This window comes from Dyella sp. 01N448 (genome assembly GCF_056399225.1).
The window spans coordinates 89,318-106,710 of the sequence record NZ_JBFTQX010000001.1 but is presented as its reverse complement, the minus strand read 5'-3'; the positions used below and the strand labels follow the sequence as shown (position 1 = coordinate 106,710).

22 protein-coding genes are annotated in these 17,393 nt (G+C 64.8%); 19 read left to right on the top strand and 3 right to left on the bottom strand.

The window, feature by feature from the left end; all coding sequences use genetic code 11:
* Positions 1–196 precede the first annotated feature (196 nt).
* The 7 genes from AC1DKY_RS00480 to AC1DKY_RS00450 all read left to right on the top strand — a co-directional run bounded on the left by AC1DKY_RS00480 (position 197) and on the right by AC1DKY_RS00450 (position 7,263).
* Positions 197–814 (top strand): DJ-1/PfpI family protein, encoded by a 618-nt coding sequence (locus AC1DKY_RS00480; protein WP_441601795.1) that lies wholly within the window; start codon positions 197–199, stop codon positions 812–814.
* A 23-nt stretch (positions 815–837) separates the two neighbouring features.
* Positions 838–1,032 (top strand): hypothetical protein, encoded by a 195-nt coding sequence (locus tag AC1DKY_RS00475; protein ID WP_441601794.1) that lies wholly within the window; start codon positions 838–840, stop codon positions 1,030–1,032.
* Positions 1,029–1,433 (top strand): GFA family protein, encoded by a 405-nt coding sequence (locus tag AC1DKY_RS00470; protein ID WP_441601793.1) that lies wholly within the window; start codon positions 1,029–1,031, stop codon positions 1,431–1,433. Before AC1DKY_RS00475 ends, AC1DKY_RS00470 begins: the two co-directional genes overlap by 4 nt.
* Before the next feature lie 37 nt (positions 1,434–1,470).
* Positions 1,471–2,100: a glutathione S-transferase family protein gene (locus AC1DKY_RS00465; protein ID WP_441601792.1), complete on the top strand. Its 630-nt coding sequence runs from the start codon at positions 1,471–1,473 to the stop codon at positions 2,098–2,100.
* Between the two features lie 127 nt (positions 2,101–2,227).
* Positions 2,228–2,935: a helix-turn-helix transcriptional regulator gene (locus tag AC1DKY_RS00460; RefSeq protein ID WP_441601791.1), complete on the top strand. Its 708-nt coding sequence runs from the start codon at positions 2,228–2,230 to the stop codon at positions 2,933–2,935.
* An 870-nt stretch (positions 2,936–3,805) separates the two neighbouring features.
* Positions 3,806–5,476 carry a SulP family inorganic anion transporter gene (locus AC1DKY_RS00455; protein ID WP_441601790.1) on the top strand — a complete coding sequence of 557 codons (1,671 nt, stop codon included), beginning with the start codon at positions 3,806–3,808 and terminating at the stop codon, positions 5,474–5,476.
* A complete protein-coding gene (locus AC1DKY_RS00450) occupies positions 5,473–7,263 on the top strand; it encodes a DUF885 domain-containing protein (protein WP_441601789.1) in 1,791 nt (596 codons plus the stop codon). The genes AC1DKY_RS00455 and AC1DKY_RS00450 overlap by 4 nt, the downstream gene beginning before the upstream one ends.
* 51 nt (positions 7,264–7,314) lie before the next feature.
* Here AC1DKY_RS00450 and AC1DKY_RS00445 read toward each other — a convergent pair whose 3' ends face one another.
* Positions 7,315–7,857, bottom strand: coding sequence for an SRPBCC family protein (locus AC1DKY_RS00445; protein ID WP_441601788.1), 543 nt, complete (start codon positions 7,855–7,857; stop codon positions 7,315–7,317).
* Between the two features lie 162 nt (positions 7,858–8,019).
* Between AC1DKY_RS00445 and AC1DKY_RS00440 the strand changes: the two genes are divergently transcribed.
* Together AC1DKY_RS00440 and AC1DKY_RS00435 are read left to right on the top strand one after the other, a co-directional pair.
* Positions 8,020–8,412, top strand: coding sequence for an MbcA/ParS/Xre antitoxin family protein (locus tag AC1DKY_RS00440; RefSeq protein WP_441601787.1), 393 nt, complete (start codon positions 8,020–8,022; stop codon positions 8,410–8,412).
* 161 nt (positions 8,413–8,573) lie between these two features.
* Positions 8,574–9,257 carry an RES family NAD+ phosphorylase gene (locus AC1DKY_RS00435; protein WP_441601786.1) on the top strand — a complete coding sequence of 228 codons (684 nt, stop codon included), beginning with the start codon at positions 8,574–8,576 and terminating at the stop codon, positions 9,255–9,257.
* Between the two features lie 70 nt (positions 9,258–9,327).
* Here the strand turns inward: AC1DKY_RS00435 and AC1DKY_RS00430 are convergent, their stop codons facing one another.
* Together AC1DKY_RS00430 and phhA are read right to left on the bottom strand one after the other, a co-directional pair.
* Positions 9,328–9,945, bottom strand: a complete 618-nt coding sequence (locus AC1DKY_RS00430; RefSeq protein WP_441601785.1) for an OmpW/AlkL family protein — start codon at positions 9,943–9,945, stop codon at positions 9,328–9,330.
* 169 nt (positions 9,946–10,114) lie between these two features.
* Positions 10,115–11,005, bottom strand: a complete 891-nt coding sequence (phhA, locus tag AC1DKY_RS00425; protein ID WP_441601784.1) for a phenylalanine 4-monooxygenase — start codon at positions 11,003–11,005, stop codon at positions 10,115–10,117.
* Positions 11,006–11,150: 145 nt separating this feature from the next.
* Between phhA and AC1DKY_RS00420 the strand changes: the two genes are divergently transcribed.
* From AC1DKY_RS00420 to AC1DKY_RS00375, 10 genes are all read left to right on the top strand, one after another.
* A complete protein-coding gene (locus tag AC1DKY_RS00420; RefSeq protein ID WP_441601783.1) occupies positions 11,151–11,627 on the top strand; it encodes an Lrp/AsnC family transcriptional regulator in 477 nt (158 codons plus the stop codon).
* Positions 11,628–11,678: 51 nt separating this feature from the next.
* Positions 11,679–12,497 (top strand): lysophospholipid acyltransferase family protein, encoded by an 819-nt coding sequence (locus tag AC1DKY_RS00415; protein WP_441601782.1) that lies wholly within the window; start codon positions 11,679–11,681, stop codon positions 12,495–12,497.
* Entirely contained in the window at positions 12,494–13,501 is a 1,008-nt protein-coding gene (locus tag AC1DKY_RS00410; RefSeq protein WP_441601781.1) for a YheT family hydrolase, read from the top strand. The genes AC1DKY_RS00415 and AC1DKY_RS00410 overlap by 4 nt, the downstream gene beginning before the upstream one ends.
* A 75-nt stretch (positions 13,502–13,576) precedes the next feature.
* Positions 13,577–13,966, top strand: a complete 390-nt coding sequence (locus tag AC1DKY_RS00405) for a DUF3224 domain-containing protein (RefSeq protein WP_441601780.1) — start codon at positions 13,577–13,579, stop codon at positions 13,964–13,966.
* 61 nt (positions 13,967–14,027) lie between these two features.
* Positions 14,028–15,122 (top strand): PQQ-dependent sugar dehydrogenase, encoded by a 1,095-nt coding sequence (locus AC1DKY_RS00400; RefSeq protein ID WP_441601779.1) that lies wholly within the window; start codon positions 14,028–14,030, stop codon positions 15,120–15,122.
* A 55-nt stretch (positions 15,123–15,177) separates the two neighbouring features.
* Complete coding sequence (locus AC1DKY_RS00395) at positions 15,178–15,798, top strand: YbhB/YbcL family Raf kinase inhibitor-like protein (RefSeq protein ID WP_441601778.1); 621 nt, start codon at positions 15,178–15,180, stop codon at positions 15,796–15,798.
* 130 nt (positions 15,799–15,928) lie between these two features.
* Positions 15,929–16,084 carry a DUF1328 domain-containing protein gene (locus tag AC1DKY_RS00390; RefSeq protein WP_441601777.1) on the top strand — a complete coding sequence of 52 codons (156 nt, stop codon included), beginning with the start codon at positions 15,929–15,931 and terminating at the stop codon, positions 16,082–16,084.
* 84 nt (positions 16,085–16,168) lie between these two features.
* On the top strand, positions 16,169–16,534 hold the full coding sequence (locus tag AC1DKY_RS00385) for an ElaB/YgaM/YqjD family protein (RefSeq protein ID WP_441601776.1): 366 nt from the start codon (positions 16,169–16,171) through the stop codon (positions 16,532–16,534).
* Between the two features lie 20 nt (positions 16,535–16,554).
* Positions 16,555–17,016 (top strand): ABC transporter ATP-binding protein, encoded by a 462-nt coding sequence (locus tag AC1DKY_RS00380; protein ID WP_441601775.1) that lies wholly within the window; start codon positions 16,555–16,557, stop codon positions 17,014–17,016.
* Positions 17,013–17,324 carry a hypothetical protein gene (locus AC1DKY_RS00375; RefSeq protein ID WP_441601774.1) on the top strand — a complete coding sequence of 104 codons (312 nt, stop codon included), beginning with the start codon at positions 17,013–17,015 and terminating at the stop codon, positions 17,322–17,324. Before AC1DKY_RS00380 ends, AC1DKY_RS00375 begins: the two co-directional genes overlap by 4 nt.
* Positions 17,325–17,393: the final 69 nt, after the last annotated feature.

The window sequence follows — 17,393 nt, the reverse complement described above, 5'->3', positions numbered from 1 at the left end:
CCCCCTCCCTGTGGGAGCGCACCCTGTGCGCGACAGGCGCCCGAGCGCCTGGCGAGAACCGGTCTTCGCGGGGCGCTCGGGCGCCTGTCGCGCACAGGGTGCGCTCCCACAGGTGGTTACACGGCGGCTCCCCTACTGACAACACGTTGGCAGCAGGGGGTAGCCACACTGGCCTCCGTCATAAGGAGGGACTCTCATGCGCGATACGGTGTATTTCCTGGCGTTCGACGGTTTTGCGGACTGGCATGCGGCGCATGCGCTCTGTGAAATCCGTCGGCCGGGCGACTGGCAGTTGAAGACGGTGGGTTTTTCCATGCAGCCGGTGCTTTCCATGGCCGGCCTGCGCGTGGTGCCCGAGCTCACCCTGGATGAGCTGGACCTGCGGCGCGCGGCATTGCTGATCGTCCCGGGCGGCTATCTGTGGGAACACGGCGATGGCGACGAGGCGGTGCAGGCCGTGGGGCGCGTGCACGCGGCAGGCGCGCCGGTGGCGGCCGTCGATAGTGGTGTGCTGGTGCTGGCCCGGGCCGGGCTGCTCGATGCCTGCCGTCATACCGGCAGCTGGCCGGGCCACATCGGCACGCATGTGCCCGCTTATGCCGGCGCCGAGCAGTACGACGCCAACGCGCTCGCCGTGAGCGACGAGGGCGTCATCACCGCCAGCCAGCTGGGCAGCGTGGAATTTGCCCGCGAAGTGATCCGCACGCTCGACCTCTACAACCCGAGCGATCGCGAACATTGGTACCGCTTGTTCAAGCACGCCCTGCCGCCGCCGTGGTGCGCGGGCGACGCCGCCACCGCCGTGGCGGCCTGAGCGAACACGACGAGGAGAATGTCATGGCACTGTCGATCGGAAAGATCCTGATGGCATACCGGCCCTTGTACCTGCGCGGGCTGTTGATGGATGGCCAATACCGCTTTCCGGTAACCACACCGGAAACGGCGAACGGCAAGAAAGAGGAGGTCAGCAAGCAGGTCACCGCCGAGCGCGCATCGCTGACGCCGCGCCGACTGCGAGGAGCGCGCGCATGACCCGCACCTATCACGGCAGTTGTCACTGCGGCGCCGTTCGCTACGAAGCGGACCTGGATCTGTCCGCGGGCACCGGACGCTGCAACTGCTCCATCTGTCGCAAGTTGCGCTTCTGGAGCGCGAGGGCCGACCTCAAGACGTTTCGCGTGGTGAGCGGCGAGGACGCGCTGGTCGATTACCGCTTCGGCACCGACAGCACGCACAACCTGTTCTGTCGCCATTGCGGCACGCATTCGTTCCATCGCGGCTATGTGGAACAAATCGGCGGCGAGTTCGTGGCGGTCAACGTGGTCTGCCTGGACGACGTGAGCGACGAGGAATGGGCCGCCGCACCTGTCCGCTATTCCGATGGGCGCGACAACAACTGGTGGAACGCGCCCGCCATCACCAGCTATCTCTGATCTCGACGCCAAGCTCTCTCGCAGCGAGGAACGTGCCATGACCACTCCACGCGTCACCTTCTACCACGCACCCAATAGCCGCTCCGGCGGCGCCCGCGCCCTGCTGGAAGAACTGGGCGTCGAATACGACATGCACGTGCTCAACCTGCGCAAGAACGAGCAGCGTGAAACGCCGTACACGGCGGTCAATCCGATGGGCAAGGTTCCGGCCATCTGGCATCGCGGCGAACTGGTCACCGAGCAACCGGCCGTCTATCTCTATCTCGCCGATCTGTACGTGGATAAGGGGTTGGCGCCTGGCCTGGACGATCCGCTGCGTGGGCCGTACCTGCGCTGGATGGTGTTCTACGGCTCGTGCTTCGAACCGGCCGCGGTGGACCGCGCGCTGAAGCGCGACGCGGTGCCGCCATCCACGTGTCCCTATGGCGACTGGGACACCATGTTCGCCACGCTGGTGGCGCAGCTGGAGCGTGGCCCCTACATGTTGGGCGAACGCTTCAGCGCGGTGGATGTGCTGTGGGGCTGCGCATTGAACTGGATGACGATGTTCAAGCTCATCCCCGAGGTGCCGGTGATCGGCGCCTATGTGGCTCGCGTGATGTCCCGGCCGGCCATGCAGCGCGCGATGGCGCTGGACGCGGCCTTGGCGGAAGCGCAGGCGGCGTGAAGGCGTATGGCCGGCCGGTTGTCATGGCGTTTGTTGAGAGCGTGCCGAGTGGCTCTGAGGTGAGCGGCCAGGCAAACCATGACTCCCGGCGCTGTTCCCGGGCGCGCCGCTCCGCCATCATCCACGGATGCGTCGCGCCGACCGGTTGTTCCTCATCATCCACGCCTTGCGGGGTCGCCGGACCGCGCTGCAGGCGCGTCAGCTTGCGGGCACACTCGGTGTGTCGTTGCGCACCGTTTACCGCGATGTGGCTGACCTGCAGCTCTCCGGCGTGCCCATCGAGGGAGAAGCCGGTGTCGGTTACGTGCTGCGCAAAGGTTCGGACATCCCGCCGCTGATGTTCACCGCCGACGAACTCGAATCGCTGGTGGTCGGCACGCGCTTCGTGCGTGCCTTCGCCGGGCAGAAACTGGCGGAGAGCGCGCAGGCCGCGCTGCTGAAGATCGAAGCCGTCCTGCCTGCCGAGTTGCGCGAGCGCTCCACGCGTACGCGCATCTATGCGCCGATCTGGCGTGACCAGACCAAGACCGATTTCGCCGCGTTGATTGACCGTCTCAACGCGGCCATCACGGATAACCAGGTGCTGCGGCTGGAATACAGCGATGAAGCTGGCCGTACCAGTACGCGCGAGGTTGAGCCGTTGTGTCTGGCGTTCTGGGGTGGTGCGTGGACCTTGGGCAGCTGGTGTCGGTTGCGCGTGGGCTTCCGCAATTTTCGCCCGGATCGCATTCATGGGTGTTCGATTACGGGTGAGCGCTTCGACAGTGTGGAGGGGCGCAATCTGGACGCCTATCTGCAGGCGATGCGGGGGTATTACGAGGGGATGGAGAGCTGAGGCCTTTCGCTCCCCCTCCCCGCCGGGGAGAGGGTTGGGGTGAGGGGCCAACCCTGCCTCGTTGTTTGGAGGTGCCGCAGTCTTCTTTCGCTCGTCATTCCGGCGTAGGCCGGAAGCGCTTTTCAACAGCCAAAGGCTGGTCATCCAGAGCCTCGGTCTTTAGTTGTCGCGATACAGCGACCTGGCCCGCCTGCCGCGGGCTTCCGACCTCCTGCCGGCGACGCAAAGCTAGTCCCCTTTTTGGGAAGGCCGGGTTACTTTCTCTTGCTTGCCCAAGAGAAAGTAACCAAAGAGAAGGGCCCCCCGGATGACGCGCCTTCCGGGCTGCGCCCTCCAGGTGCGCGGTCGGGCTCCGGGGTTTTTCGACAGGACATCCCTGTCCTGTCGAAAAACTGGCCGCATCCCTGCGGCCACCCTTCGGGCTTTCCTCCACCCGCCCGCCGCGTCATACGGGGACCCCGAGATCAAGAGCCGCATCAAGAGCCACGCGACGTCCGACGCTGTCGGGCGGCTCTTTTGTAGGAGCGCACTTGTGCGCGACCAGCCGACGGAGCGGTACATCCAGGTAGTGCGGTCGCGCACAAGTGCGCTCCTACAAGGGGGACGCAGGTATGGAGATGGCCGATCAATCTTGCCGCTCGGCTCTTTGTGGGAGCGCACCCTGTGCGCGACAAACCTACGGAGCGGTGCACCGCAGCGTGGCGGTCGCGCACAGGGTGCGCTCCCACAGAAGAGCGGGCGCGACGGTGCTGCGAGCCGATGGGTAGCGAAAATCCGCCCGCGCCTAAGCGGCGAGCAACCCGAGGTCGGCAACAACGAACCATCCCCGCAATCAGCTACCCTCCCCCCCATCCATGCCGGAAGCGCCCCATGCCCACGACAACACCACCCGTCGTAGCCAAAGCGCCATCCACCTGGCATCTGGATCTGGTCGCAGGTCTCTCCATTGCCGGCCTGCTGATCCCCGAAGCGGTCGCTTATTCCGGTATCGCCAACCTGCCGCCGCAGGCGGGCGTGATTGCTTTGTTCGTGGGGTTGGCTACGTATGGGCTGTTGGGGCGCAGTCGCTATGCGATCGTGTCCGCCACTTCGTCGTCGGCAGCTGTGCTGGCGGCGGGAACGTTGGCGCTGTCTGGTGGTGACAGTATTTCGAGGGTCGCATTGGCGGGAACGCTCGTGGTGCTGGCAGGCGGCTGTTTTCTGGTGGCCGGTGCGGCGCGACTGGGTGGGTTGTCGCATCTGATTGCGCGTCCTGTGCTGCGTGGCTACACCTTTGGGCTTGCCTGTGTCATCGCACTCAAGCAGCTGCCGCATCTGCTGGGTGTGGCGGACGTGCATGGCGATTTCATGCCGCTGCTGATCGTGCAATTGGCGAAGGTGTTGCCGCAGGTGAACGTGGCGGCGTTGGGTGCGGGCCTGGTTGCGTTGCTGCTGCTGTTTGCCTGCGAGCGCATTCGTCGGCTGCCGGGAAGTCTGGTGGCCATCGCACTGGGCGTGCTGGCATCGGGTTGGCTGGCGGCGCATGGCGTGGCGTTGACGGGCCCCATCCAGCTGGCGACCGATCTGGGTTGGCCGACGTGGCCGCGCAGCGACCAGTGGTTGCCCAGTGTGGAATTGGCGGCAGCGCTGCTGCTCATTCTCTATGCAGAGTCCTATAGCTCGATCCGCGGCTTTGCGCTGAAGCATGGCGACACAGTGAATCCCAATCGCGACCTGCTGGTGCTCGGCATCGCCAATGTGATCTCCGGTGCGCTGCACGGCATGCCGGTGGGCGCAGGATATTCCGGCACCTCGGCGAACGAGGCGGCCGGTGCGCGGTCGCGCCTTGCCGGCCTTATCGGTGCCGTCAGCGTGCTCGTGCTGGTGTTGTTGGCCTTGCGCTGGATCGAGCGCATTCCCCAGCCGGTGCTGGCGGCCATCGTGATCCACGCGGTGAGCAAATCGCTGCGGGTGTCGGTGTTCGCACCGTATTTTCGCTGGCAACGCGACCGGCTGGTGCTGCTGGCGGCGGTGGTGGCGGTGTTGTCGCTGGGCATCCTCAACGGCTTGCTGTTCGCCATCGCCTTCAGTCTGGTAATGCTGTTGCGCCAGCTCGCCACGCCCCGGCTGGGCATACTGGGGCGGCTGGCCGACGGGCACGATTTCGTGGACACGGCGCAACATCCCGAGGCGCTGCAGGTACCGGGCATGCTGATCGTGCGGCCGGAGGAGCCGCTGTTCTTCGCCAATGCCGAGGCCATGCTGGCCCAGGCCCGCGAACGCGTCAAAGCGGGCCAAGGCCTGCGTCGCGTCGTGCTCAGCCTGGAGGAAAGCCCGGACCTGGACGGCACCTCGCTCGAATCCCTCGCCGATTTCGCTACATGGCTGGCCAGTCGTGGCATTGAGTTGCGCGTGGCACGATTGAAGGGCGATGCGCGGGACGCGCTGTCCCGCATAGCGCTACCCCAGCTTCCGCCACAGGCGCTGGATGACTGGAGCGTGGAGGATGCCGTGTCGGCATCGCCGCTCACGACCTCTTTGGCAAAGGGAAACCCGCAGTGAAGAAAGCTCTACGCACCACCTGGCTGGCCGCGGCCACCACGCTCGCACTGGCCGCGCCGGCCTGGGCCGATACCAGCGCCGATGCACGCTTCAAGCAGATCTACGAGCAGGAGTGGACGTGGCGCAACGGCCAGTCCGGCATTGCCAGCTCGGGTGAAGCACAACCCAATGGCTCGCGCCTGGACAATGTGGACGCGGCCAACCAGCAGAAGCGCCAGGACTATTGGCAGAAGGTGTCCAACGACCTCGATGGCATCGACGTCAAGCAACTGTCGCCGGAAGACCAGGTGAACTACGCCGTATACCGGGCGCAGATCCAGAACCTGCTCGCCTCGCAGAAGTTCAAGCAGTGGCAGATGCCGTTCAACAGCGACTCGGCGTTCTGGAGCGACCTGGGCTATGTGCTCGAAGGCGACCGGCTGCGCACCACGCAGGATTATCAGCGCTACATCGATCGCCTCAACCAGGTGCCTGCGTACTTCCAGCAGCAGATCGACAATATGCGCGACGGTCTGGCGCGTGGCTTCACCGTGCCGCGCGAAGTGCTCAAGGGACGCGACGCGTCCATCAGCTCGGTATCGGAGTTGAAGGACCCGACCCAGAGCACTTTCTACAAGCCGTTCGAGAAGATGCCCTCGACCGTGCCGGCCGCCGACGCGATCAAGCTGCGCGATGCCGCCAAGAAGGCAATCAGCAACAAGGTAATCCCGGCCTACGCCAACCTGCTCAGCTTCTATCGCAACGACTACGTGCCCAAGGCACGCACCACGCTCGCCGCCGAAGCCATGCCCGACGGCAAGGCGTTCTATCGCCAGCAGATCATCGAATACACCACGCTCGATCTGGATCCGGACACCATCCACAAGATCGGCCAGGAGCAGGTGGACAAGATCCATGCCGAGATGGTCAAGACCATGCAGGAGTCGGGCTTCAAGGGAAGCTTCGCCGATTTCCTGCACTTCCTGCGTACCGATCCGCAGTTCTACGCCAAGACGCCCGACGAACTGCTGATGCGCACCGCGTGGGTGGCCAAGCAGGTAGACGCGCAGCTCGGCAAGGAATTCGGCCGCCTGCCGCGCCAGCGCTTCGCCATCGTGCCGGTGCCGGCCGATATCGCGCCGTATTACACCTCGGGCCGCGGCGGCGCCAGCACGTATCTGGTCAACACCTATGACCTGCCGTCGCGTCCGCTGTACAACATGCCGGCGCTGACGTTGCACGAATCGGCGCCCGGCCATTCACTGCAGCTGGCGCTGGCGTCCGAGCAGCGCGGCCAGCCGGACTTCCGTCGCGAGGGTTATATCTCGGCCTACGGCGAGGGTTGGGGCCTGTACTCGGAGTACCTGGGCAATGAGATGGGCATCTATAAGACGCCCTACGATCGCTTCGGTTACCTCACCTACCAGATGTGGCGCGCCTGCCGACTGGTGGTCGACACCGGCATCCATCACCTGGGCTGGACGCGCCAGCAGGCGATCGACTTCATGACGCAGAACACCGCCTTGTCCGATCGCGAGATCGCCAACGAAGTGGATCGCTACATCAGCTGGCCGGGCCAGGCGCTGTCGTATGAACTGGGCTACCTGAAGATCCTGGCGCTGCGCCAGAAGGCCGAGCAGGCGCTGGGTTCGAAGTTCGATATCCGCCACTTCCATGACACCGTGCTGCAGATCGGCTCGGTGCCGCTGCCGGTGCTGGAGCAGCGCATCGATCGTTTCATTGCCGACGGTGGACCGGCACCGGATTTCGGCTGCGATTGCGCAAAGGACAAGGACGCGAAGAAGTAAGTCGCCCCACCACGACCCCGGCTTGGCTGGGGGCGTGGCATTCGCGAAAACTCAGGGTTTGGCCGGTGTGCTCTTGCCGGTTTCCGCATAACGCTGCAGTCGCTGCAGCTGTTCCATCAGCATGCCGTTGGCGACCGGCGCAATCCTGTCGAGCCCGCTGGCGCTGGAACCGTTGACGCGGTATTCCAGCGCCAACGCGGTGCCTTCCGGCGCGGGCTTGAGCGTGAAGGTCAGCACGCCTTGCACGGCCATGGCTTGAAACGGACCCAGCGCGGCATCCATGCGCAGCAGATGGCCCGGCGCGGCCCAGATCACCCGGCCGTGCTGCACGCTCTGGTCATTCCAGCGTTCGCAGAAGCAGCCGCCGGCCTCGGCCTTGAGGCTCACGTGCGAGGCGTCGCCAGAGTAGGTGTGTTCGCTGTTCCACCACTTGGCTACGTCGATCAGCGCCGCATAGAGCTTCTCGGGCGGTGCGTGGACGGTGCGGGCGTCCTGGATCAGCAGGTGATCGGGCGCGGCTTCCTTCACCTCGGCGTGGACGGCGAGGGCATGGAACGACAGCAGCGTGGCGGCGGCAATGACTTGAATACGCATGGGTTTCCCTCTGATCGATGCCACGTGGGCGTCACCGGGCGGGCCGAGTATGCGGCGACCCGTGCGCGCGCTGTACTGGCCGAACGGCGGATGACCGGACCACTGGCGAAAAATGCATCAGTGGAGTAAATTGGCTCCTAACTTCACTGGGAGAGTTGAACCATGGCGGCTCATCTCCAGCCTGAAACCCATCCCATCGCCGATCTCGGCGGCCCCGCCTTGCGCGCTTTCTTCAATATCGCCGAGCGCTGGAACCTGCGCATTGCCGACCAGCGCCGCCTGTTGGGCGATCCGCCGGAATCCACTTTCTACAAGTGGAAGCGGCTGCAGAGCGGCACCCTGGGGCGCGACACGCTCGAGCGCATCAGCTACCTGCTGGGCATCTTCAAGGACCTGCAGATCCTGTTTCCCGATGCGGACCAGGCGGACGGCTGGGTCCATCGCGCCAACCGCTCCAGCTTGTTCGGCGGCCAATCGGCACTGGAACGCATGCTCTCGGGCAACGTCGCCGACCTTTATGTGGTGCGCCAGTACCTCGACGCCCAACGCGGCTGACCCCGACGCCTTTTGTAGGAGCGCACTTGTGCGCGACCGCAGACTTGCGGCTTTCCTCAGACATCCACCCCAGACAAAACCCTGCGCTCCACGTCGCAACCCCCGATACGCCCTCAGGCCATACTTCTCCCCTCTGGCAGACCGCGCGAGAGCTTCACGTCATGGCCGACATTCCACCGCTCAAACGCGTCCGCTGGGGTCACGCTTACCGCATCGTGCCCAGCCGTTTTCCGCCCATCGGCGTGTTCGACCGTATCGCTGATCCGGGCGACCTTGAAGCGCTGTACGCCATCGAGGCGATGACCAATCCGCGTCTGCGCAACGATATCGGCGACCTGCATCTGGTCCCGCCGGATCGGCGCATCAGTGGCCCCGGCAGCACGCCGGTGATGGCCGCGTTCACCCATCTCAATCCCGAAGGCAGCCGTTTTTCGGATGGCAGCTGGGGCGTGTTCTACGCCGCGCATAGTGTGGCCACGGCGGTCGAAGAGACGGTCTATCACCGCGAGCTGTTTCTGGCGGCAACGGCCGAGCCGCCGTGCGATATCGAGATGCGCTGTTACAGCACCAGCATCCAGGCCAAGTTGCACGACCTGCGTGGCGGTTGGAAACCCGAGCACGATCCGGACAACTACGCGGCAGGCGTTGCGCTGGCGCGCAAGCTGCGTGAGCAAGGTTCCGACGGGCTGGTCTACGACAGCGTGCGGCATGCCGGGGGCGAATGCGTCGCCGTGTTCTATCCCGACCGCGTGGCGCCCTGCGTGCAGGCGCAGCACCTGATGTACCGCTGGGACGGCAAGCGCATCGGCCAGGTGCTCACCGTGGATGAGTGGAAGCGCGGCTGAGCGCCTGCGAAAAAAACGGGGCCCTTCTTGCGAAGGGCCCCGCGCAGCTTCCGTGCCGACTGGTCTCCCCTTAGAAGCGGTAGCCGACGCTGGCGCCGAACACCACCGGATCGATCTTGGCGGTGCCTACCTTGGTGTTGTTGACCTTCACGTCGCTCTCGATATTGGCCCAGCGCACGTCCACCGTGGCCAGCCACTTCTCGGAAATCCTCAGGTCGAAACCCGCGCGCACGGCGCCACCCCAGCTGTTGGCGATGCTCACGCTGTTGCCGTAGAGCGCGCCGGTGCCATGCGTGCCGAAGAAGTTGGTGTAGTTGACGCCCACGCCCAGGAACGGCGACCAGGCCGCATCAGGCATGAAGTGATAGTTGACGCCGAAGGTCGGCGGCAATTGCTTGGTGCGCGCCACTGTGCCCAGGCCGGCGAGCTTGACGTCATGCAGGAACGGCCACGCACCCAGCGCGTCCACGCCCCAGTTCGGGGTGAACATGTATTCGAGGTCGATGGTCGGTCGCGTGCTGCTGCTCACGTTCGCACGTGCGCCGGCCAGGGTGCCGTTGTTGTCCTTGGGGGCGACCACGGCGCCGCCGACGCGCAGCACCCACGAATCGGTGCCTTCAGCGTGGGCCGTGGGAGCGGCGAGCGTGCCAAGAGCCGCGGCAATGACGAGGGGAAGCAGGACTTTCATGGCGTTGTTCCATCATGTTTTCGTTGGGGGACAACGTCATGGTCGTTAGGAAGTCGTTGCTCGCTGTTGATCCAGGTCATGTGCTCGTAGGGCATTCGGACGCAGGCGCGCACGCACGAAAAGGCCCGCGCGAGGCGGGCCTTCTGTGTCTTTGCGGTAGAGCTGACGATCAGGTGTCGGCGTTCGTCGCCCAGCCTTCGCGGTTGCCGCGCGTGAACACGCGGTCGCTCTCCAGCACGTCGCCTGCCGCATACGCCGGCTGCTCGCGCAGGCTGGCGTAGATCGGCGTGAAGTCCGGACGCGTCGCCTCGAACAGCTGTTCAAAGCTGTCGATGACGAAATACGTCTGCTGGAACGTGTCGATGCGGTAACGCGTGCTCATCACGCGCTCCAGGCCGAAGCCGATGCGGTTGGGCGAGGCCGAATCCAGCGAGTAGATCGACTCGCCCTTGGAGCTCACGATGCCGGCGCCGTAGATGCGCATACCGTCCTTGGTGTTGATCAGGCCGAACTCCACCGTGTACCAGTACAGGCGCGTGAGGTTCATCAGCGCTTCGGGGCCGATCGCGAAGGCCTTCATACCGCCGCGGCCGTAGGCCTGCATGTAGTCGGCGAACACCGGGTTGAGCAACAACGGCACGTGGCCGAACAGGTCGTGGAACAGGTCCGGTTCGCTGAGGTAATCGAGCTGGTCCGGCTTGCGGATCCACCAGCTCACCGGAAAGCGGCGATGCGCGAGATGGTCGAAGAACACCTCGTCCGGCAGCAGGCCTTCCACCGCGACCACTTCCCAGCCGGTCGCAGCGCCCAGCACCTTGTTGAGCTCGGAGAACTTGGGGATGCCGCCGGCGCCCATGCCGAAACGTGCCACGCCATCAAGGAATTCCTGACAGGCGCGGCCAGGCAGGAGGTCGCTCTGGCGCTGGTAGAGCGTGTCCCACACTTCATGGTCGGTAGCGGAGTAATCCGCCCAAGGCTGCTCCACCACGCCGGTGGCATACACCGGGACATAGCCGCGATCGGTCTGCTGATGTTCGACGCGGCGGGGAGGGGTGTTCATGGCGTGCTCCTGGAAACAAGGCCGACCTGCTTGGATAAGCCAGCATAGGGCGATTGCCGCGCACGATGATTGTTTTATTGCATTGATTCAGTTCAGCTAAGCAATAATCGTGTTCCCTCATCCGTATCTATGGAGATTTATTGCCATGGCTACCTTGGACCGCACCGATCTGCGGATTCTGGCCGTCCTGCAGTCCGACGGCCGCATCACCAATGCCGACCTGGCCGAGAAGGTCAGCCTGTCGCCTTCGGCCTGTCTGCGCCGCCTCCAGCGCCTGGAGGCCGACGGCGTATTGACCGGCTATACCGCCCAGGTGGATCCCCAGGCCGTAGGGCTGGGCCTGCAGGCTTTTGTCCGCGTGCAGCTGGGCAAGCATGAGAGCGCCGTGGTCGAGCGCTTCGTGGAGCTGGTGAACGGTTGGCCGGAGGTGGTGTCCTGTTATGCGCTGACCGGCGACATGGACTACCTGTTGCATGTCTATGTGGCTGACCTGCAGGATTTTTCGCGCTTCCTGCTGGATCGCCTGCTGAACGCGTCGGGGGTGGCCGATGTCAATTCCAGCTTCGTGCTGCGGACCGTGAAACGGTCCTCGGCCTTGCCCCTGTCGCAGCTGGAACATTGATGCTGCGACGCGGGGACGCAGGGGTCGACTAACGCTAAACTAACCGGACTGATGAATAGCCAATCCCTCTCCGCCCCAGCCCGCCGAGACGTCATTCGGCCCCTGCGCTACTTCTGGCGCGTGCCGCTGCTGCTGCTGCACATCGTATTGGGCGTGCTGCTGTGTGCCCTGGTGCTTACCTGGCGCCGTGACGCGGTGATGAAAGATGGCCGCGAGCCGTTTGCGCATCGCACCATCCGCTGGTGGTCGACAGCCCTGCTCCGCATCTTCGGTCTGCGCTCTGTGCGCGTTGGCCAGCCGCTGGCCGATCCTGTGCTGTTCGTCGCCAACCACACCTCCTGGATCGATATCGAGCTGCTGCACAGCCAGCGCGCGGCGTGCTTCGTGGCCAAGGCGGAAATTGCCAGCTGGCCGCTGGTGGGCTGGCTGGCGTCGGCGGGCGGCACCATTTTCCATCGCCGCGGCAGCAATCACTCGCTGGCAGCGGTGATGCAGGTGATGGTGGATCGGCTGCGCGGGGGGCGTTCCGTGGCGGTCTTCCCGGAGGGCGGTACCGGACACAACGGCGTGTTGCGCGTCTTCCATGCGCGCATCTTCCAGGCGGCGCTCGATGCCGAGGTGCCGGTGCAGCCGGTGGCGCTGCGCTTTGCGCGCGACGGCCGTCGCGTCCTGGATGCCGGTTTCCGCGAGCACGAGAACTTCATGCAGAACTTCCTGCGGCTGCTGGGCGAAGCCCCGCTCGACGCCGAAGTGCATTTCCTTGAACCCGTGCCGGCTGCGCCGGACGCGCGCCGTCGCATGGCGGAAACCTCGCGCGAGCGCATTGCGATGGCGCTGGAAGACAAGCCGGAACACGAAAAACACGCATGACGCTGCCCCGGGGTAAGGATTTTCAGCCACCGTGGCCGCTACGCAGTGGCCACATCCAGACCATGCTGTCCTCCAGCGGCGTGCGGCGCCTGATGCTGCCCAAGGCGGCGCAAACGGTGCTGCAGGATTCCCAGCAGGTGGTGGTGAATGGCGGTGATGGCGTGCGCCTCACCGGTGCCTACACCAGGCAGAGGACGCAATCGGAATCGCGCGGTCTGGCCGTCTTGTTCCATGGTTGGGAAGGCAGCGTTGATTCCACGTATGTGCTGCAGACGGGAAGCCGGCTGCTGGCCGATGGCTGGGACGTGTTCCGCCTGAATTTCCGCGATCACGGCGACAGCCATCACCTCAACGAGGCCTTGTTCCATTCCTGCCGCATCGACGAAGTGCTGCATGCGCTGAACGACATTGCGCAACGCTTCCCGTCGCGACCGCTTGCGCTGGCGGGTTTTTCGCTCGGCGGCAACTTCGCCTTGCGCGCGGCCATGCACGCGCCGGCGGCAGGCCTGCCATTGAGCTATGCGCTGGCGGTGTGCCCGATCATCGATCCGGGTGAAGGCCTGTTCTCGCTGGAAGGGCAGGCGCCGTGGTTCTACCAGGCGTACTTCATGCACAAGTGGCGGCGTTCGCTGCAGGCCAAGCAGGCGGCCTTCCCGCACGTGCAGTATTTCGAACTGGCCGAGCTCAAGCAGAGTCTGCGCGGACTGACCGCGTCGCTGGTCTCGCGGCACACCGATTTCGGTTCGCTCGAAGCCTATCTGGACGGCTATTCCGTGGCCGGTCGCGCGCTGGAAGGCATGCACGTGCCGTGCACCATTCTTACCGCGCGCGACGATCCGGTCATCCCCGTGGCGGCATTCGAACGACTCGATCTGCCGGCGAATGTGGAGCTGGATATCTCCGACTACGGCGGCCATTGCGGCTATATCCGCGGCTGGGACATGACCAGCTTCACTGACGAGTACATCGCCGCACGTTTCAATGCCGTGGTGGCGCAGCGATAGCACTGCGCGGCCTTGTGGCTGTCACAACGGCATTCCATCATCCGTCTCACCACCGTTCTGCCTGGAGACCCGGCCATGCATGCCAAGGGCACGTTCGAAGTGAAGATCACGCCGCAGCCTCCGCAGGCAGGCATTGACGATCCCGGTGTTGGCCGTCTGGTGATCGACAAGGTCTTCCAGGGCGATCTGCAGGGCCATAGCAAGGGAACGATGCTCGCCGTCGGCACGCCGATCGACGGTTCGGCAGGCTACGTGGCGATGGAGTGGGTCGAAGGCAGCCTGCACGGGCGTCATGGTCGTTTCGCACTGCAACACAGCGGCAGCATGCATCGCGGGTCGCCGCAGCTGTCGGTAACCATCGTGCCCGATTCGGGCACTGACGAACTGGCGGGCATCGAAGGCGCGCTCACCATCACCGTCGCCAACGGCGTGCATTCCTACGACCTCCACTACAGCCTGGCGTGAAACGTTTCCCCGTCGCCGCGATGGCGCTACGCTTCGACACTCCCGCGATGGAGTGCCGTCCATGCTCAAGTTGATGCTGGGTTTGTTCGGATGTCTGGTGGCCTGCACAGCCATGGCGGCGCCCCAACTGGAAAAGCTCACCTTGCCCAAGGGGTTCCATGTCGCCGTGTACTCGGACCAGGTGCCCAATGCGCGCGAGATCGCGCTGGGCGCCAAGGGCACGGTGTTCGTCGGCTCCAATAGCGCGGGCAAGGTCTATGCGCTTACCGACAGCAGGCACGACGGCCACGCGGACAAGGTGCGCGTGATCGCCAGCGGCCTGAAGTTGCCGGTGGGCGTGGCCTTCAGGAATGGCGATCTGTACATCTCGGCGGTGAGCAAGATCCTGGTGCTGCGCGACATCGAGAATCATCTCGACGATCCGCCCAAGCCCGACGTGGTCTTCGACAAGTTTCCCACCGAGACGCATCACGGCTGGAAGTTCATCGCGTTCGGTCCCGACGGCAAGCTCTACGTGCCGGTGGGTGCGCCGTGCAATATCTGCGACAAGGACAAGGACTACGCCAAGCTCACGCGCATGAACGCCGATGGCAGCGGCCTGGAAGATGTCGCCTCAGGTATCCGCAATACCGTGGGATTCGACTGGCAGCCCAAGACCAGGCAGCTGTGGTTCACCGACAACGGAGGGGACCTGATGGGCGATGACATGCCCAGCGACGAGTTGAATCGCCTGTCGCACGTGGGCGAGCACTTCGGTTATCCCTATTGCCACCAGGGCGACACACTCGATGCGGAGTTCGGCCAGGGCAAGAACTGCAAGGATTACAGTGCGCCGATCTACAAGCTCGGTGCGCACGTGGCGGCGCTGGGCATGCGCTTTTACGAGGGTTCGCAGTTCCCCGCCAACTACAAGGGCGCGATCATCGTGGCGGAGCATGGCTCGTGGAATCGCACCAGGAAGTCCGGCTATCGCGTGATGGTCGCTCATCTGAGCGGCGACAAGGTCACCGCCTATGAGCCTTTGCTGGACGGATTCGAGCAGAACGAACAAACCTGGGGCCGGCCGGTCGACGTGCAGCCGCTCCCCGACGGCAGCGTGCTGGTGAGCGACGACCTGGCCGGCGCGCTCTACCGCGTGACGTACCAAAACCCCTGACGCGCCGCGGCTTGCGCGACGCTTCACCCACTCGCTTTGATCCCGGAGAACGACCTTGCAATTGCGTAGCGACAGTTTCGAACACGGTCAGGCGATGCCGGCCCGACTGGCTTTCGGCAAACGCGGCGAACCCTTCGCCTTGTCCGACAACCTCAGCCCGCACCTGGCGTGGAAGGATGCACCGCATGCCACGCGTTCCTTCGTGCTGGCGGTGTTTGACTTCGACGTGCCCAGCAAGCCGGACGACGTGAACCAGGAAGGACGCACCGTGCCGGCCGATTTGCCGCGCGTGGAATTCGTGCACTGGCTGATGGCCAATATTCCGGTGGAATGCGGCGAACTGGCCGAAGGCGCCTGCAGCGACGGCATCGTGCCGCGCGGCAAGCGCGCGCCGTACGGCCCGCCGGGCAGCGTGCAGGGCGTGAACGACTACACCGGCTGGTTTGCCGGCGATGCCGACATGCGCGGCGAATATCTCGGCTACGACGGCCCGTGCCCGCCGTGGAACGACTCCATCGTGCATCACTACCATTTCCGCCTGTACGCGCTGGATGTGGAAAGCCTCAAGCTGGCCGATGGTTTCACCGTCAGCGCATTGCGCGCGGCGATGGACGGCCATGTGCTGGCCGAGGCCGAGCTGATGGGCAGCTATACGATCAATCCCGCAGCCGTTTAGACGACCTTGTCGCCAGCGTGAACGGCGACCAAAGGGCGGCGTGGGCTGAGATCATTTTCACGCTCGCAAGGCATGGGCTGTGGGTGAATGGTCGGCAGGACGATGTCATGTCCGCTGAGAGGATCGCCCCATGCTGCACTACGCCCTGGTATTCCTGGTCATCGCCATCATTGCTGCCTTGTTCGGTTTCACCGGCATTGCCGGTACCGCTGCCAGTATCGCGAAGATCCTGTTCGTCGTCTTCCTGATCCTGGCTGTGATCGCCTTTTTCAGGCGCGCGAGCTGAGCGAACGGCGCATCGGGCTGAATCCCGATGCGCTTCGCGGCACCGATTCAAGACCATTGCATGTCCGCTTCAACGGAGAACGTCATGAACAAGCAAGTCCAGGCGCACGAGGAAAACACCGCTGCCGAGCGCATCGAGGAACGCGCCGAGCGCATCAAGCAGGCGACCACCAGCGCCGTGAGCAGCACCAAGGAAGCGGTGGATCGCGCGGCCGACAAGGTCGAGGACAGCCTGCATCGCGCCACCGACAAGGCCGCCGATACCGCCACCCGCGCCTCTGAGAAAGCCGACGAATATCGCCAGCGTGGACGTGAGGTGTACGACGAGGCCGTCGACCGCGCCGACGAATGGCTGGACCGTGCACGCGACTATGTGCGCGAGAAGCCCGTGCAGTCCGTAGCCATCGCCCTTGGCGCCGGCTGGCTGCTTGGCCGCATACTCCGTCGCTGATAGACGACTGAGGACAGGGGATGGACCAGACCGGACGCGAAGACGCGCCCGCCGCGCCTGACGAGACGCCACCTCCTGCGCCACCGGGCCTGCTGGACGATATCGGCCGTCTCGGTCGGGCTTTTCAAAAGCTCTTTGGGGCACAACTGAAGCTGTTGTCCGCCGAATTGGGGCTGGCGCGCAGCGCCGTCCACTGGCTGCTCATCGCCGGTCTGGTCGCCACCGTGGCGGCCGTAGGCATGGGGCTGACCCTGCTGGGCCTGATCGGCTGGCTGCTGGCGCAGTGGCTCGGCTCGTGGGCCTGGGCGTTGGCCGCGCTATCGCTGGTGGAGCTGCTGTTTCTCGCCGGCGCGATGCTGTTGTTCCGCCGCTGCATGCACTGGATGACGCTGCCCGCGACGCGGAACGAGTGGAGTGCGATGATGCGTGACACCCTGCGTCGTCCCGGTCCGCAGGGCAGCAACCCGGAGGACGTGCCGTGAGCCTCTTCAAGCAATTGCATGCGGTACGTACGGCGGAGAACCGTGCACGGGATGCCCGCGAGGAGCTGGCGGTACCCGCCCAGGCCTTGTTGGCGCGTGGACAACGCCATCCGCTCACGACCGTAGGCTTGGCCGCGGGCGCGGGTTTCGTGCTCGGCAAGCTCAATGTGCATCCGCTACGCGTGCCGGGCCTGGGCGCGCTGCTGAGCGGCACCGCAGCCGAAGTCGTGGGCCAGGCCATGCGACTGGTGGCCGAGTTCACGCAGAACGCCGGCGACGTCACGCAGGACACCGGCGACTTCACATGAACACGCCGATGTCATCGCTGCCGCCCGTCGCTGAAGGTGACGCGGCGCAACCGGAGGTACCCGTCGACG

Coding starts and splice junctions, on each gene's coding strand:
- AC1DKY_RS00400 (WP_441601779.1), top strand. CDS start 14,028: ATGCTCAAGTTGATGCTGGGTTTGTTCGGATGTCTGGTGGCCTGCACA.
- AC1DKY_RS00440 (WP_441601787.1), top strand. CDS start 8,020: ATGGCGGCTCATCTCCAGCCTGAAACCCATCCCATCGCCGATCTCGGC.
- AC1DKY_RS00430 (WP_441601785.1), bottom strand. CDS start 9,945: ATGAAAGTCCTGCTTCCCCTCGTCATTGCCGCGGCTCTTGGCACGCTC.
- AC1DKY_RS00390 (WP_441601777.1), top strand. CDS start 15,929: ATGCTGCACTACGCCCTGGTATTCCTGGTCATCGCCATCATTGCTGCC.
- AC1DKY_RS00380 (WP_441601775.1), top strand. CDS start 16,555: ATGGACCAGACCGGACGCGAAGACGCGCCCGCCGCGCCTGACGAGACG.
- AC1DKY_RS00445 (WP_441601788.1), bottom strand. CDS start 7,857: ATGCGTATTCAAGTCATTGCCGCCGCCACGCTGCTGTCGTTCCATGCC.
- AC1DKY_RS00435 (WP_441601786.1), top strand. CDS start 8,574: ATGGCCGACATTCCACCGCTCAAACGCGTCCGCTGGGGTCACGCTTAC.
- AC1DKY_RS00460 (WP_441601791.1), top strand. CDS start 2,228: ATGCGTCGCGCCGACCGGTTGTTCCTCATCATCCACGCCTTGCGGGGT.
- AC1DKY_RS00410 (WP_441601781.1), top strand. CDS start 12,494: ATGACGCTGCCCCGGGGTAAGGATTTTCAGCCACCGTGGCCGCTACGC.
- AC1DKY_RS00470 (WP_441601793.1), top strand. CDS start 1,029: ATGACCCGCACCTATCACGGCAGTTGTCACTGCGGCGCCGTTCGCTAC.
- phhA (WP_441601784.1), bottom strand. CDS start 11,005: ATGAACACCCCTCCCCGCCGCGTCGAACATCAGCAGACCGATCGCGGC.
- AC1DKY_RS00455 (WP_441601790.1), top strand. CDS start 3,806: ATGCCCACGACAACACCACCCGTCGTAGCCAAAGCGCCATCCACCTGG.
- AC1DKY_RS00415 (WP_441601782.1), top strand. CDS start 11,679: ATGAATAGCCAATCCCTCTCCGCCCCAGCCCGCCGAGACGTCATTCGG.
- AC1DKY_RS00475 (WP_441601794.1), top strand. CDS start 838: ATGGCACTGTCGATCGGAAAGATCCTGATGGCATACCGGCCCTTGTAC.
- AC1DKY_RS00420 (WP_441601783.1), top strand. CDS start 11,151: ATGGCTACCTTGGACCGCACCGATCTGCGGATTCTGGCCGTCCTGCAG.
- AC1DKY_RS00405 (WP_441601780.1), top strand. CDS start 13,577: ATGCATGCCAAGGGCACGTTCGAAGTGAAGATCACGCCGCAGCCTCCG.
- AC1DKY_RS00385 (WP_441601776.1), top strand. CDS start 16,169: ATGAACAAGCAAGTCCAGGCGCACGAGGAAAACACCGCTGCCGAGCGC.
- AC1DKY_RS00480 (WP_441601795.1), top strand. CDS start 197: ATGCGCGATACGGTGTATTTCCTGGCGTTCGACGGTTTTGCGGACTGG.
- AC1DKY_RS00465 (WP_441601792.1), top strand. CDS start 1,471: ATGACCACTCCACGCGTCACCTTCTACCACGCACCCAATAGCCGCTCC.